This is a genomic window from Methylobacterium sp. J-078 (assembly GCF_022829285.1).
Classification (GTDB): domain Bacteria; phylum Pseudomonadota; class Alphaproteobacteria; order Rhizobiales; family Beijerinckiaceae; genus Methylobacterium.
The window spans coordinates 46,467-60,439 of the sequence record NZ_JAKSYI010000025.1 but is presented as its reverse complement, the minus strand read 5'-3'; the positions used below and the strand labels follow the sequence as shown (position 1 = coordinate 60,439).

Annotated in this window: 13 protein-coding genes; 3 read left to right on the top strand and 10 right to left on the bottom strand. The window is 72.1% G+C overall.

Translation table 11 applies throughout. The features are described from left to right. Positions 1–21: 21 nt before the first annotated feature. The 4 genes from MKK58_RS01815 to MKK58_RS01800 form a co-directional block, all read right to left on the bottom strand. Positions 22–969 carry an alpha/beta hydrolase gene (locus MKK58_RS01815; protein WP_243910483.1) on the bottom strand — a complete coding sequence of 316 codons (948 nt, stop codon included), beginning with the start codon at positions 967–969 and terminating at the stop codon, positions 22–24. Position 970: 1 nt separating this feature from the next. Next, positions 971–2,506, bottom strand: coding sequence for a malonate--CoA ligase (locus MKK58_RS01810; RefSeq protein WP_243910482.1), 1,536 nt, complete (start codon positions 2,504–2,506; stop codon positions 971–973). Between the two features lie 115 nt (positions 2,507–2,621). Then, positions 2,622–4,028 carry a malonyl-CoA decarboxylase gene (locus tag MKK58_RS01805; protein ID WP_243910481.1) on the bottom strand — a complete coding sequence of 469 codons (1,407 nt, stop codon included), beginning with the start codon at positions 4,026–4,028 and terminating at the stop codon, positions 2,622–2,624. Between the two features lie 156 nt (positions 4,029–4,184). Beyond that, positions 4,185–4,382 carry a hypothetical protein gene (locus tag MKK58_RS01800; protein ID WP_243910480.1) on the bottom strand — a complete coding sequence of 66 codons (198 nt, stop codon included), beginning with the start codon at positions 4,380–4,382 and terminating at the stop codon, positions 4,185–4,187. A 491-nt stretch (positions 4,383–4,873) separates the two neighbouring features. Between MKK58_RS01800 and MKK58_RS01795 the strand changes: the two genes are divergently transcribed. Then, on the top strand, positions 4,874–6,064 hold the full coding sequence (locus MKK58_RS01795) for an MFS transporter (protein WP_243910479.1): 1,191 nt from the start codon (positions 4,874–4,876) through the stop codon (positions 6,062–6,064). Positions 6,065–6,070: 6 nt separating this feature from the next. Here the strand turns inward: MKK58_RS01795 and cobD are convergent, their stop codons facing one another. Then, positions 6,071–7,117, bottom strand: a complete 1,047-nt coding sequence (gene cobD, locus MKK58_RS01790) for a threonine-phosphate decarboxylase CobD (RefSeq protein WP_409565163.1) — start codon at positions 7,115–7,117, stop codon at positions 6,071–6,073. On the opposite strand from cobD, the gene cbiB reads away from it, so the two are divergent. Together cbiB and MKK58_RS01780 are read left to right on the top strand one after the other, a co-directional pair. Further along, positions 7,094–8,095 carry an adenosylcobinamide-phosphate synthase CbiB gene (cbiB, locus tag MKK58_RS01785; RefSeq protein ID WP_243910477.1) on the top strand — a complete coding sequence of 334 codons (1,002 nt, stop codon included), beginning with the start codon at positions 7,094–7,096 and terminating at the stop codon, positions 8,093–8,095. The genes cobD and cbiB overlap by 24 nt on opposite strands. Before the next feature lie 8 nt (positions 8,096–8,103). After that, positions 8,104–9,210: a DUF3616 domain-containing protein gene (locus MKK58_RS01780; protein WP_243910476.1), complete on the top strand. Its 1,107-nt coding sequence runs from the start codon at positions 8,104–8,106 to the stop codon at positions 9,208–9,210. Between the two features lie 10 nt (positions 9,211–9,220). Here MKK58_RS01780 and MKK58_RS01775 read toward each other — a convergent pair whose 3' ends face one another. The 5 genes from MKK58_RS01775 to cobU form a co-directional block, all read right to left on the bottom strand. Beyond that, entirely contained in the window at positions 9,221–10,564 is a 1,344-nt protein-coding gene (locus MKK58_RS01775) for an MFS transporter (RefSeq protein ID WP_243910475.1), read from the bottom strand. Positions 10,565–10,630: 66 nt separating this feature from the next. Further along, positions 10,631–12,085 carry a cobyric acid synthase gene (locus tag MKK58_RS01770; protein ID WP_243910474.1) on the bottom strand — a complete coding sequence of 485 codons (1,455 nt, stop codon included), beginning with the start codon at positions 12,083–12,085 and terminating at the stop codon, positions 10,631–10,633. Continuing rightward, positions 12,082–12,798, bottom strand: a complete 717-nt coding sequence (locus MKK58_RS01765) for a hypothetical protein (RefSeq protein ID WP_243910473.1) — start codon at positions 12,796–12,798, stop codon at positions 12,082–12,084. The genes MKK58_RS01770 and MKK58_RS01765 overlap by 4 nt, the downstream gene beginning before the upstream one ends. Further along, positions 12,798–13,409, bottom strand: coding sequence for a cob(I)yrinic acid a,c-diamide adenosyltransferase (cobO, locus tag MKK58_RS01760; protein WP_243910472.1), 612 nt, complete (start codon positions 13,407–13,409; stop codon positions 12,798–12,800). The genes MKK58_RS01765 and cobO overlap by 1 nt, the downstream gene beginning before the upstream one ends. Further along, positions 13,406–13,933, bottom strand: coding sequence for a bifunctional adenosylcobinamide kinase/adenosylcobinamide-phosphate guanylyltransferase (gene cobU, locus MKK58_RS01755; RefSeq protein WP_243910471.1), 528 nt, complete (start codon positions 13,931–13,933; stop codon positions 13,406–13,408). Before cobU ends, cobO begins: the two co-directional genes overlap by 4 nt. Between the last annotated feature and the right edge of the window lie 40 nt (positions 13,934–13,973).

Sequence of the window (13,973 nt, the reverse complement as noted above, 5' to 3'; positions counted from 1 at the left end):
TCGTTCCGCTTTCGGGCCGATCTAACCCGCTGACATCATTCCCCTGCCCCGCAGCCAAGCCGCGTACCAGTCCGGCCACGCCGCACTCGGCGTACCGGGGCGGCCCATGCCGAAGCCGTGGCCACCGGAGGCGAGCGCATGGATCTCGACCGGCACGCCTGCCTGGCGGCAGGCCTGCGCCATCAGGCGCGCGTTGGCGGGGTCGGAGATCGGATCGTCCTCGGCCTGCACGAGGAAGGTCGGCGGACAGCCACCCCGCACGTGGGTCTCGACCGACCAGGCGGCGGACACGTCCGGATCTGGGCGGGCGCCGACCAGCATGCGCCGGGTCATGGTGTGATCGTAGGGTGGTTCCAGGGTGATCACAGGATAGATCAGAGCCGCATCGTCGGGCCGCGCCGAAAGCCCGTCGGCGGCATCGACAGCGCGATAGGATGCGAAGGCGGAACGGGTCGCGGCGAGGCCGAGCAGGTGCCCCCCCGCCGAGAAACCGAGGACACCGACCCGCGCGGGATCGATCCGGTGCAATTGCGCCCGCGCGCGGATCAGCCTCAGGGCGCGCTGCGCGTCCTGGAGCGGTGCGCGGCGCCCCTCACCCCAGCCCTCCCCCGGCAGGCGATAGGCCAGCACGAACGCCGTGATGCCGCGCGCGGCGAGCCAGCGCGCCGCCGGGCGCGCCTCGCTCTCCATCTGGATGCGCCGGTATCCGCCGCCGCCCGCGACCAGCATCGCGGCGCCGTTCGGAACGTCGGGGGTGAAAACTTCCAGCCCCGGCACGGCGATGTTGCTCGCCGCCCCCTTGTCGCTCACGGCCTCGGGGCCGGCGGGACCGCCGCCGCCCGGCGGCGTGCCGGGCCAGAGCGGGAGGCGAGACTCGGCCGCGATGGCTCCAAGCGGCTCCGCTAGTCCGATGGAGCCAAAGGCCAAACCGGCGCCGGCCGTGCGAAGCAGGGCGCGCCGATCGATCACGTCACCGCACCGGGTCGGCCGGCCGGTAGAGCCCTGCATGGGACTCGCGCAGGAGGTTCTTCTGCACCTTGCCCATGGTGTTGCGCGGCAACTCGTCGACGAAGAGCACGCGCTTGGGACACTTGTAGCGGGCCAGACGCCCCTCGAGGGTGCGCAGGATGGTGGCCTCGTCCGGCACGTCCGCGCGGCCGACGACCACCGCCGTGACACCCTCGCCGAAATCCGCGTGGGGCAGTCCGATCACCGCCGATTCGACGACGCCCGGCAGGGCGTCGATCTCGTTCTCGATCTCCTTCGGATAGACGTTGTAGCCGCCCGTGATGATGAGGTCCTTGCCGCGTCCGACGATGTGCACGTAGCCGTCCGGATCGATCTTGCCGAGGTCGCCGGTGACGAAGAACCCGTCCGCCTTGAACTCGGCCGCCGTCTTCTCCGGCATGCGCCAGTAACCCTGGAAGACGTTGGGGCCCTTCACCTCGATCATGCCGACGGCGTCGGTGGCGAGCGCCACGCCGGTCTCCGGGTCGACCACCCGCACGGTGACACCCGGCAGCGCCGGTCCGACCGTGCCGGCCACGCGCGCCCCCGCATAGGGGTTCGAGGTGTTCATGTTGGTCTCGGTCATGCCGTAGCGCTCGAGGATGGCGTGGCCGGTGCGGGCCTCCCAGTCGCGATGCGTCTCGGCCAGCAGGGGCGCCGACCCCGAGACGAACAGCCGGATGCCGGCGGTGACCTCCGGCGTCAGCCCGGCCTCCTTCAGGAGACGGGTGTAGAAGGTCGGAACCCCCATCATCGCCGTGGCGCGCGGCAGCAGGGTCAGCACCGCGGCCGGGTCGAAGCGTCCGAGGAACAGCATGCTGGCGCCGGCCGCCAGGACGGTATTGGTGGCCACGAACAGGCCATGGGTGTGGAACACCGGCAGGGCGTGGAGCAGCACGTCCTCCGCGGTGAAGCGCCAAGCCTCCGCAAGGGTGCGGGCGTTCGAGGCCAGATTCTCGTGGCTCAGCATGGCGCCCTTCGAGCGCCCGGTGGTGCCCGAGGTGTAGAGGATGGCGGCCAGATCGTCCGGGCCGCGGGCCACGTCGCTGAAGGCTTCGGTCTCGGCATCGGCGGCCTCCGCCAGGGTGCCGTGCCCCTTCGCGTCCAGGGTATACACCACCGGCACGCCCGCATCCCGCGCCACCGGCGCGAGGGCCTCGTGCCGCGCCGGATCGCAGACGAACATGGCCGGCTCGGCATCGCCGAGGAAATAGGCGATCTCGGTGGGCGTATAGGCGGTGTTGAGCGGCAGGAACACCGCCCCGGCTCGCACGGCGCCGAGATACAGGAACAGGAATTCCGGGCTCTTCTCGGCCTGCACCGCCACCCGGTCCCCCGGTTTCACCCCCGCCGCCGTCAGGCAGGCCGCGTAGGCGCCCGAGCGCACGATGAGGTCGGCATAGGAGTAGCGCGCGCCCTCGCCCGTCTCGAGGAAGACCTTGGCGGCGGGGTCCGCCGGGAGGCTGGCGCGGACGAGGTCGAAGAGGTGATTGGACATGGTCGGGATCGATACGCTTTCAAACGTCGAAATCGCAAACGCCGATATCGCGACGTTCGGAGCCGCAGGCGTCGCGGCCGCGAGCGTCGCGGTGGGGTGATGGCGGCCGCCGGGGTCAGGCCTCGGCGAGAGCCACCGCCCGCATCGGCGGCAGGTTGGTGCGAAGTTCGCGGCTCACCGCGCTGGAGGCCGCCACGGTGCCGAGATTGGCATAGGTCTCGTGGTTCTTCTCGATGGCCGAGAGATCGTAGAGGTAGTTGACCATCAGCCCGCGCGACTGGCTTAGCCCCTTGTCCGAGACGTCGCCGAGGAAGTTCAGGCGCTCCAGCCGGGCGCCATTGCCGAGATGAAAGCGGGCCACCGGGTCGAGGGGGCGCCCACGCTCGTTCTTGGCGCGCAGGAAATAAGCCGCCGCCGCCGGGATCATCGCCTTGCGAACGGCTTCGGACTTCGTCTTGTCGTTCTGCCAGTCCGGCTCGTCGATGAGGCGCAAGGCCTCGACGTCCTCGCGGGTCAGGCCCTGCGGCGCGTCGGAGCGGCGCTCGCGGTCGAGCCAGGCGGAGAAGCCGGGCACCGGCGAGAGGGTGACGAAGGTCTTGAGGCTCGGGATCTCCCGGGCGAGGTCTTCCACCACCTGCTTGATCAGGAAGTTGCCGAACGTGACCCCGGCCAGACCCTTCTGGCAATTCGAGATCGAGTAGAAGATCGCCGTGGTGGCGGCCTTCAGGGGCAGGAGATCGCGCTCGTGCGCCAGGATCGGCGCGATGGCGGGACTGATTCCTGCGGTGAGCGCCACCTCGACGAAGATCAGCGGCTCGTCCACCAGGGCGGGATGGAAGAAGGCGAAGCAGCGCCGGTCGGGCGGCTCGATGCGCCGGCGCAGATCGTCCCAGCCGGTGATCGCGTGGACCGCTTCGTAGCGGATGATTTTTTCCAGGATGTGGGCGGGCGTCGTCCAGTCAATGTGGCGCAGCACCAGGAACCCCCGGTTGAACCACGAGGCGAACAGGTGCTCGAAATCGCTGTCGAGGCTGTCGGCGGCATCGACGAGATCGGGGTCGGCCTCCTCGCGCCGGAGTTCGCGGCGCAGGCCGAACAGGTCCTCGCGCATCCGCACCAGGGCGCGGGTGCCGTCCCGGGCCAGATTCAGGCGGCGGATAAGTTCCTGGCTGCGGGGCTCGGCCGCATCGTGGAGGGCGCCGAGGGCGGCCCGGGTGGGATCGGCGCGATAGGCGGCGATCGCCTCGTCCACGGCGGTATGATCAGCCGTGAACTCGGTGGCGACCAGGCGCAGGAAGGCCACGCGCTCGCGGGCCGACAGGGTGGCGTAGCGCTCCAGGATCAGCCGCGCCAGGGCGACGCCGGAGGCCTCGCCCTTCCGCGAGATCAGGTCCTCGCAGAGCTTGACGAGTTCCGGGGCATTGGCGCGGGCCGCGAGGTCGCCCCGCCCGATGCCGATGAGATCCCGGCCCCGGTCGCTGATCGTCTGGAGCAGATCGCCGAAGAAAGAGATCGCCGCCATGTCACGCCGCCTGACCCTTCGCTCACGCCCGTAACGGGCGAGCCGATGCCCCGCGTGCGACGGGTGCCCGGCCCAGCGGTTACTTTAGGACGGCTCCGGCCCCAGGACCAGAGACCGTGGCCGTAAAGTCCCGCCGGCAAGCGCCGGATGAACGCTTCAGGTACCAAGGGCCGGGGCGATCTCGGCCCGGTCGGCCCGCTCCCGCCAATCCTCGACGCCGTGCTGGCGGGCAAAGCGCAGTTCCGCCGCGCGGAGCGCCCGCATGGGGTCGCGCGCCCGGGTGATCTCCACCGAACCGACGGTGAAGGGGACCCCGAGGATCTGCTTGGCAAAGTTGACGCGGTACGTCGCCATCTGAAACTCCCTGGTCGATGGCGATGTCGCCGAGGCAGCCATCCCGGCTCCACGAATGCGACGGCTCACCGACTCGAACACCGATCAGAACGCAAGTTGCGACGAACGCCAAGTGCACCGGGCATCGAGAGCCGGACCCGCATCAGTCGCCGATAACAAACGGTATATGGGGAGCTTGGAATCCAGCGCGAAGTGCTCCGCGACGACATGGCCGTTCGGACGGGCCGAAGACAAAGCCGAGCTCCACGACAGACGAGGCGCAGATGAGACGCGCCGCCCGCGCCAGATCGCACCCGCCACGGCGCAGGCGGCATGGTCCGCGCGGGTTGCCGAAGCCGGCGCGCGGGCTTAACCGGGCGGCGGACGCCGTTCCATCTTCCCATCGTCTCCCGGTGCCGGCACCGACGACGTGCGAGTTCGCCCCCCATGAACGCTGAATCCTGTCCGATGCCCGGGAATCCGGTGCGAACCGGCCCGCCGGTCGACCGCGCATGAGTGGGACCGGAAACGGCACCGAAGCCGGTGCGCACGGCTTCACCACCCGGGCGCGATTCGGGCTGACCCTGATCGCGGGCGGCGCGGTCGCCAACATCTACTACAACCAGCCCCTGCTCGCGCTCTTGGTGGCGGAGTTCGGCCAGCGCGCGGCGCTCTGGGTGCCCACCGCGTCCCTGGTCGGCTACGGCCTCGGCATCCTCGGCCTCGTGCCCCTCGGCGACAGTCTCTCGCGGCGCACGCTGATCATGGGGCAGACCCTGGGCCTCGCTGTGACGCTCCTCGCGGCCGCCCTCAGCCCGAACCTCGCGGCCCTCGCGCTGGCGAGCCTCGTCATTGGGTTCCTGGCCTCGGCGGCGCAACAGGCGGTGCCCTTCGCGGCCGAGCTCGCACCGGATGCGAGCCGCGGCCGGGTGGTGGGCCAGGTCATGACCGGGCTCCTCACCGGCATCCTGCTGGCGCGCACGGCCAGCGGTCTCGTGGGCGCGCATTTCGGCTGGCGCGCGGTCTTCTTCGCCGCCGCCGGCGTGGCGGTGCTGATGGCGGGCATCGCCGCAGCCACCCTCCCCCGCCCGGTCCAGACTCGACCCTTGCGCTACCGCGCCCTGATGGTGTCGATTCTTCACCTCGTGCGCTCGCAACCCGTCTTGCGCCGCTCCAGCCTGTCGCAGGGCCTGCTGTTCGCCAGCTTCAACGCTTTCTGGACCACCCTCGCCCTCCTGGTGGAAGCGCCCCCCTTCGACCTCAGCGCCGCCGGCGCCGGCCTGTTCGGCGTGATCGGCGTCGCGGGCGCCCTGGTGGCGCCCCTCTCGGGGCGCTTCACCGACCGGCACGGCGCCCGCCCGATGGTGGTGATCGGCGCGCTGTTCGTGGTGGCGGCCTTCGCGGTGCTGTGGGCGGGCGGCACGTGGTCCCTGGTCGCGGTGGGCCTCGGTGTCCTCCTGATCGACATCGGCCTCAACGCCGCGCTGATCGCCAACCAGACCCGGGTCTACGCCCTGGTGCCGAGCGCGCGCGGGCGGATCAACACCGTGCTGTTCACGGTGATGTTCGTGTTCGGGGCGCTCGGGGCCTTCGCGGGCTCGCAGGCCTTCCTCCTAGCCGGCTGGTCCGGCGTGTGCGCAGTCGGCATCCTGCTGGCCAGCGCGGGCTTCCTCGTGAACGTACTGGAGCCGAAGGGCGGCTGACGCCCCTCACCGCAGGATGCGCGAAAGCCGGCACCAGGCCGCCTTGTCCGGCGGCAGGCCGAAGCGCAGGCGTGCGGGCGCCTCGGAAAAGCGGCGGACATAGATTCCGGCCGCGCCGAGGCGGTCGAAGAGGCCGGCCGCGTCGGGGAAGTCGGCGGTGCGGAACAGGCAGGTCCCGCCGATCGGCGTGCCGCCGGCCCGCAGGATCATGCGGTCGAGGCGCGCGGCATCCGCCGCCCGGGCGACGGCGGCCTCCCGGCGCCAGGCCGCGTCGGACAGGGCGGCGCGCCCGATGGCCAGCGCCGGGCCCGACACCGCCCAGGGCCCGAGCGCCTCGGCGAGGGCGACGGCGAGGGCCGGCTCGCAGAGGGCGAAGCCGAGCCGGATGCCGGCGAGCCCGTAGGTCTTGCCGAAGGAGCGCAGGACCAGGAGGCCCGGGCCGAGGGAGGGCCCCAGGGTCTCGACCGGCTCCAGGTCGGCGAAGGCCTCGTCGACGACGAGGAGACCGCCGCGGTCCGCGAGGTCGCCGGCGAGCGCCCGCAGCGTTCCCGCCTCCCAGGTCCGTCCGTCCGGATTGTTGGGGTTGACGACGACGACCACGTCGGCGGCGCGCGCGGCCTCAAGCCCCGGCACGGTCGCGACGGCGTGACTGGCCCGGGCCCAGGCTGCGGCGTGCTCTGCATAGGTCGGCCCCACCACGGCGACGCGGGCGCGCGCCACCAGGCGCGGCAGGGTCTCGATCAGGATCTGGGTACCGGGCGCGGCGACGATCCGCTCCGGATCGGCCACGCCATAGGCGCGCGCGGCCACCGCCCGCAGGGCGCCGAGGTCGGCGGCCGAGGGCAGGCGGTGGAAGGCGCTGGCCTCCAGGGCCGGACACGGATAGGGCACCGGATTGATCCCCGTGGAGAGATCGATCCAGGGATCGGGCGCTTGCGGGAAGAGGCGCCGGGCGGCATCGAGGTCGCCGCCATGGGCGATCCTGTCCCCTGCTCCCGCCCCCGGGCCGCGCGCCCTCACCGAGATCGCATGTCCTGGACCGCCCTCACCCATCCGCCCGATACGCTCATCGTCCTGGTGCTCGCCCTCGCCATCGAGGCGGCGGCCGGCTATCCGGACCGGCTCTACAGGGCGCTCGGGCATCCTGTCACCTGGATCGGCGCCTTGATCGGAGCCCTCGACCGGCACTGGAACCGGGGCGGGCGGGCCCGCCGCCGGCTCGCGGGCGTGGCCGGTCTCCTCGTGCTCCTCGGCCTCGTCGGCGGCCTCGCCCTCGCCCTGACCGCGCTCGCCGGGGCCGCCGGCTTCCTGCCCGCGCTCATCGTCCTTGCCCTGCTGGCGGCGAGCCTGCCGGCGCAGCGCAGCCTCCACACCCACGTCGCCAGGGTGGCGGCCGATCTCCGGCGCGACGGGCTCGCGGGCGGGCGCCTCGCGGTGTCGATGATCGTCGGGCGCGATCCCGAGAGCCTCGACGAGGCCGGCATCTGCCGGGCCGCCATCGAGAGCCTCGCCGAGAACTTCTCCGACGGCATCGTGGCGCCGGCCTTCTGGATCGGTGTCGGCGGCCTGCCCGGCGGCGCACTCTACAAGGCGATCAACACCGCCGACAGCATGATCGGCCACCGCACCCCGCGCCACGAGGCCTATGGCTGGGCCGCCGCCCGCCTCGACGACCTCGTCAACCTTCCGGCCTCACGGCTGACCGCCCTGCTCCTCGTCGCGGCGGCCGCCATCCATCCCGGCGCCTCCCCCGGCGACGCCTGGCGCGCGGTGCGGCGGGACGCGGGCCGCCACCGCTCGCCCAATGCCGGCTGGCCGGAGGCCGCCATGGCCGGCGCGCTGGGGCTGCGCCTCGCCGGCCCGCGCACCTACGGCGCTACCCAGGTGGAGGACGGCTGGATGGGCGACGGGCGCGCCGAGGCGACGCCGGCCGACGTGGAGCGGGCACTTGCGCTCTACCGCACGGCGTGCGGATTCCTGTTCGGTCTCGCCCTCCTGATCCTCGTTCTCCTCAAGGTTGCACTCCCATGATCCGGTCGATGCCGACGCGCTCGGGACGATGCACCGTGCTGGCAATGGCCGCCCTCGGCCTCGCGCTCTCGGCGCCCGGCCGGGCTGCGGAGGCCCCGCCGATTCCCTACACGGTGATCCGCGACTTCGACGGTCAGACGACGGGCGACAGGGCCTACGACCTCAGCGGCATGGCCTGCCGGCCGGCCGAGGCGGACGGCACCCGCCTCTGCGTCGTGGTCAACGACGAGAACCGGGGCGCGCAGTTCGCCCGCCTCGGCGCGACCACGCTGACGCCGGGCGCCACCGCCTACGACCTCGGCACGGCGCCGGCGCCCGACATTCGCGGCACGCCGCCAGCGCAGTCCCATTGCAGCGGCGGCCCGGGCAAGTTCAACCAGCTCGACGGCGAGGCCGTCGCCTATGCCGAGCCCTTCTTTTACGTCACCGGGTCGCACGGCTGCACCCGGGGCAAGCGCAAGTACAAGCTGTCGTCGATGATCCTCACGCGGCTGCGCCCGAACGCCGACGGCACCGCCGCCGCGGAAACGGTGAGCACCTACCGCCTGTTCGACGCCCTGATGGCCGCCGAGCCCGTGCGCGACTTCGTGCTGCGCGACCTGGAATTCGACTGGAACGCGCCGCCGCCGGAGGGCACGCCGCAGCCGAACGGGCTGAACGTCGAGGGCCTCGCCGTGGTGGGCGGCCGGCTCTACGCGGGCCTGCGGGCACCGAGTCGCGACGGCAGGGCCTTCCTGGTCTCCGTGCCCGTCGAGGCGCTGTTCGCGCAGGGGAACGCCACCCTGACGGCCGACGTCACCACGATTCCCCTGGCGGCCGGACCGGATGCGGGCATCCGCGACCTGACGATCCTGCCCGACGGACGGATGCTGGTGCTCACGGGCGCGTCCCGCAACGGCCTGCCCGTGCCCTACCGGCTGTTCCTCGCCGAACTGCCCACCGGAACCCTGACCTCGGTCGCGACCATCGCCCCCGTGCGGGGCGAGAACGAGGCGGGCAAGCGCATCGACGGCAAGGCCGAGGCCGTGGTTCCCCTCGGGCCGGGCCCCGTCCTCGTCCTGTTCGACAGCCTGCTGAACGGGGCGCCGCACGCCTACGCGGTGCCGCTCCCGTAGCCTCCCCTGCTCACGCCACCCGGAGGCCGGCGCCCGCATCCGCCGCGATTCGGCGCGCGGCGTCGCGGCGCAGGGCCGAGAGCACCCAGAACATCAGGCTCGCGCCGAGGCCGAGGCAGGCCGCCAGGAAGTACATCGGCGCGAGATTGCTGCCGGTCTGGTCGCGGATGAACGGCACGGCATTCTGCGCGATGAAGCCGCCGAGATTGCCAACGGAGTTGATCGCCGCGATGCCGGCGGCGGCACTCGCGCCCTTGAGGAAGGTCGCCGGCAGGGACCAGAACACCGGCTGAGCGGAGAACACGCCGGCGGCGGCCACGCAGAGGCAGGCGAACTTCAGCACCGAGCCCGGCAGCAGGACGCTGAGCACCAGCGCCAGCGCCGCCACGAGGCCCGGCACCACCACGTGCCAGACCTGATCGCCCGTCCGCGCGGCGCGGCGAGGCACCCACCACAGGGCCAGCGCCGTGATCAGCCACGGGATGATGTTGATGAAGCCGTTGACGGTGTTCGAGACCTCGAAGCTGCGCACCACCGTGGGCAGCCAGTAACTCAGGCCGTAGGCCGCCAGCGGGAAGGCGATGTAGACGGAGGCGAGCATCCAGACCCGCCGGTCGAGGAGGGCCGCGAAGGGGTTGCCGTGCTCGACCTTGCCCCCCGATTCGCGCTCGGCGGCCAGCGTGCGGCTCAGCCAGTCCCGCCCCTCCGGCTTGAGCCAGGGCGCCTGTTCGGGGCCATCCGGCAGAATGCGCAGGACGATGACGGCCAGCGCCAGGGCGGGCAGGCCGGTGGCCACGAACACCCATTGCCAGCCCTTGAGGCCGAGGGTGCCGTCGAGGTCGAGGAGCGCGCCGCCGATGGCCGCGCCGACCGCGTTGGCGAGCGCGCTCGCGATCATGAACCAGCCGATCATCCGCGCCCGGTGCGATTGCGGGAACCACAGGGTCAGGGCGAACAGGACACCGGGGAAGAACCCCGCCTCCGCCACCCCGAGGAGGAAGCGCAAGGCGTAGAACATCGTGGTGTTCTGCGTGAAGCCGAGGAGAATCGTGATGATGCCCCAGGTGAGCATGATCCGGGCGAACCAGCGCCGCGCCCCGACGCGCTCCAGGATCACGTTGCTCGGCACCTCGAACAGGAAGTAGCCGAGGAAGAACAGCGAGGCGCCGAGCCCGTAGACGCTCTCGCTGAGCCCGAGATCGCCCACCATCTGCAGCTTGGCGTAGGAGATGTTCTGCCGGTCGATATAGGCGATCAGGTACATCAGACCGAGGAGCGGCATCAGCCGCAGCGTCACGGTACGGATCGTCGCCTCGGCGACGCGCGCATCCACCTGGGGAGGGGCTGGGCTCATCGGGTGCTTCCTCATGGCGCCCGTTCGGTGCGGGCGTTCCGGAGGCGAGCCTAATCCGTTCGCCCGCTACAACGCCAGGGCGAGCAGCGCGTCGCAGGCGACATGCGCTTCGAGATGATCGGCCAGCCGGTCCAGCACCGCCTCGATGCCGGCCTCGTAGGCCAGCCCGCTCGGCGCCGCCCCGAGGCGGGCGAGCCATGCCCCGCGCTGCCGGTCGTCGGCGAACAGGCCGTGCACGTAGGTGCCGGTGACCAGCCCGTCGGCCGAGACCGCGCCGTCGAAGCGCCCGTCCGCGAGCCGGATCGCCGGGCGCGCCGTATCCGGCCCGGTGGTGTCGCCCACATGCATCTCGTAGCCCGAGAACGGCACGCCGTCGGCCAAGCTGGTGCCGGTGACGGCGGCCAGGTGCTTGAGCGGCGTCATCACGGTCTCGATGTCGAGGAGCCCGAGGCCCGGCACGGAGCGTCGCGCGCCCTCGATGCCGTGCGGGTCGTCGATGCGCCGGCCGAGCATCTGGTAGCCGCCGCACAGGCCGAGCACCCGTCCGCCGCGCCGGACATGGGCGCGCAGGTCGATGTCCCAGCCCTCGGCGCGGAAGGCTTCGAGATCGTCGATGGTGGTCTTCGAGCCCGGCAGCAGCACGAGGTCGGCCACCGGGATCGGCTCACCCGGGCGCACCAGTACCACCGCCACGTCGGGCTCGGCGCGCAGCGGGTCGAGGTCGTCGAAATTGGCGATGCGCGGCAGCACCGGCACGGCCACGACCTTGCGCCGGGTCGCGCCGGCGCCCGAGCCGGCGAGCCCGAGGGCGTCCTCCGCCGGCAGGCGCGCCGCGTCGGGAAAGTGCGGGATCAGGCCGAAGCTCGGCCAGCCGGTCGCCCGCGCGATCGTCGCCATGCCGTCGGCGAACAGGCTCGGGTCGCCGCGGAAGCGGTTGACGAGGAAGCCCCGGATCATCGCCGCATCGGCCGGATCGATCACCGCCTTCGTGCCGACGAGGCTGGCGATGACGCCGCCCCGGTCGATGTCACCGAGCAGGATCACCGGCGTGCCGGTCGCGCGGGCGAACCCCATATTGGCGATGTCGCCGGCCCGCAGGTTGACCTCGGAGGCCGAGCCGGCGCCTTCCACCACCACGAGGTCGGCCTGATCCTTCAGGTACGAAAAGCTCTCCAGCACGGAGGCGAGGAGGCGCGGCTTCCAGGCCTGGTAGTCCCGCGCCTTCGCGGTGCCGACCATGCGGCCCTGGACCACGACCTGGCTCCCGGTCTCGCTCTGGGGCTTCAGCAGCACCGGGTTCATGTGCACGGAGGGCGCCACCCCGGCCGCCCGCGCCTGGAGGGCCTGCGCCCGCCCAATCTCGCCGCCATCGGCGGTGACGGCGGCGTTGTTCGACATGTTCTGCGGCTTGAACGGCCGCACGGCGAGCCCCCGCCGCGCGAAGACCCGGCACAGGCCGGCGACGATCAGCGACTTGCCGACATCCGAGCCGGTGCCCTGGATCATGATGGCGCGGGTCATGGCTGCGGTTGCCTAGACGGAGCCGCGCCGCAGGCCGGATCGACGGGCCGCGCGGCGCGATGAAAGGCCAGGATGGCGCTGCCATAGGTCTCGACCACCTCCGAGAACGGCACCCGCTCGGCCGTGAACAGCACGGCCCGGTGCCGGAACAGATGGTCGGGGATCGCGAGGGCGCCGCAAGCCTCCTGCGGGGGTGGCGCCTGCTCCCAGCCTTGTGGCAGCGGCTGCCACAGGCGTTCCGCACCGAGGGTCTGCCGCGTCGTGCCGAGGGCCTGGACCGCCCGGCCGAACGGCGTGTCGGTGGTCTCGAGCAGACGGTTCATCTCCGGGGTCAGGCGTTCGGGCACGTACCAGTTGTCCGCCTCCGACAGGAGGTGGTCGCCGCAGGCGAGCCGGACCTGTCGGTAACGGAGGACCGTGTCGGGGCCGGCATTCAGGCGCCGGCGGGTCTCCTCCGAGGCCGGCTTGTCCGCGCCGCGCTGCAGGTTCGCCGCGAGCCGGGGCGAGGCGGCCATGCCGTGCTCGGCGCACCAGCCTTCGAGGGTCGCGGTGGCGGAGCGGCTGGCGAGCAGCCGGGCGTTCAGGCCCTCCACCAACGCCAGGGCCTCGACGCGGCCGAGATAGGTGGCGGGCCAGGCGGGGGCTGGATCGGCTCGGACGCCGTGCGTTCCCATCGCGGTGGACAGGGCGAGCGCGACGAGGGCCGCCCGCATCAGAACTCGATCCCCACCTGCGCCTTCACCCCGGCGGCGAAGTGGTGCTTCACGGATGCCATCTCGGTGACGAGGTCGGCGGCCTCGATCAGGGCCGGCTTGGCGTTGCGGCCGGTGACGACGACGTGCAGGTCCGGTCGGCGCGCCCGGAAGGCCGCCACGACGGTGTCGAGGTCCAGATACGCGTAGCGCAGCGCGATGTTGAGTTCGTCCAGCACGACGAGGCGGATCGTCGGGTCGGCCATGAGGTCGAGGGCCTTGGCCCAGGCGTGCTCGGCCGCCGCGATGTCGCGGGCCTTGTCCTGGGTCTCCCAGGTGAAGCCCTCGCCGAGCGTGTGCCAGTCGATCCGGTCGCCGAAGGCCTGGAGGGCGTGCTTCTCGCCCGTGTCCCAGGCGCCCTTGATGAACTGCACCACGCCGACGCGCCAGCCGTGGCCGAGCGCCCGCAGCATCAGCCCGAGGGCCGCCGTGGTCTTGCCCTTGCCCGGGCCGGTATTGACGATGAGGAGCCCCTTCTCGATCGTCTTCTCCGCGACCTCGGCGTCCTGGACGGCCTTGCGCTTCTCCATCTTTTCGCGGTGGCGCGCGGCCTCGGTCTCGGCATCCGTCATGGGGTGGCTCCCGGCAAAGAGGTCTGGGGTTGGGGTTTCACGATCATCGGCAGACCCGCCACCAGGAACACCACGTGGTCGGCTTGGCTCGCGAGGCGCTGGTGCAGCCGGCCGGCGGCATCGCGGAAGCGTCGGGCCAGCGCATTCTCGGGTACGATGCCGAGCCCGACTTCGTTGCCGACCAGGACCACCGGGCCAGGTGCCGCCGCGCAGGCCGCGAGCAGCGCGGCGGTGGCGGCCTCCACGTCGGCCTCCGACAGGATGAGGTTGGTGAGCCACAGGGTCAGGCAATCGACCAGCACCGGCCCCGGCGCGGCGGCGACCGCCTCGGCCAAGGCGAGGGGCACGTCCTGCGTGATCCAGCCCGCAGGGCGGCGGGCGCGGTGGAGCGCGATGCGCTCCCGCATCTCGTCGTCCCAGATCTCCGCGGTGGCGAGGTAGAGCCACGGGGCGGGGCAGGCTTCGATCAGCGCCTCGGCATGGGCGCTCTTGCCCGAGCGCGCGCCGCCGAGCACGAGGGTCATTCGGGGAGTCGGGTGCGGCATGCGGAACGCTGTGCCCGAA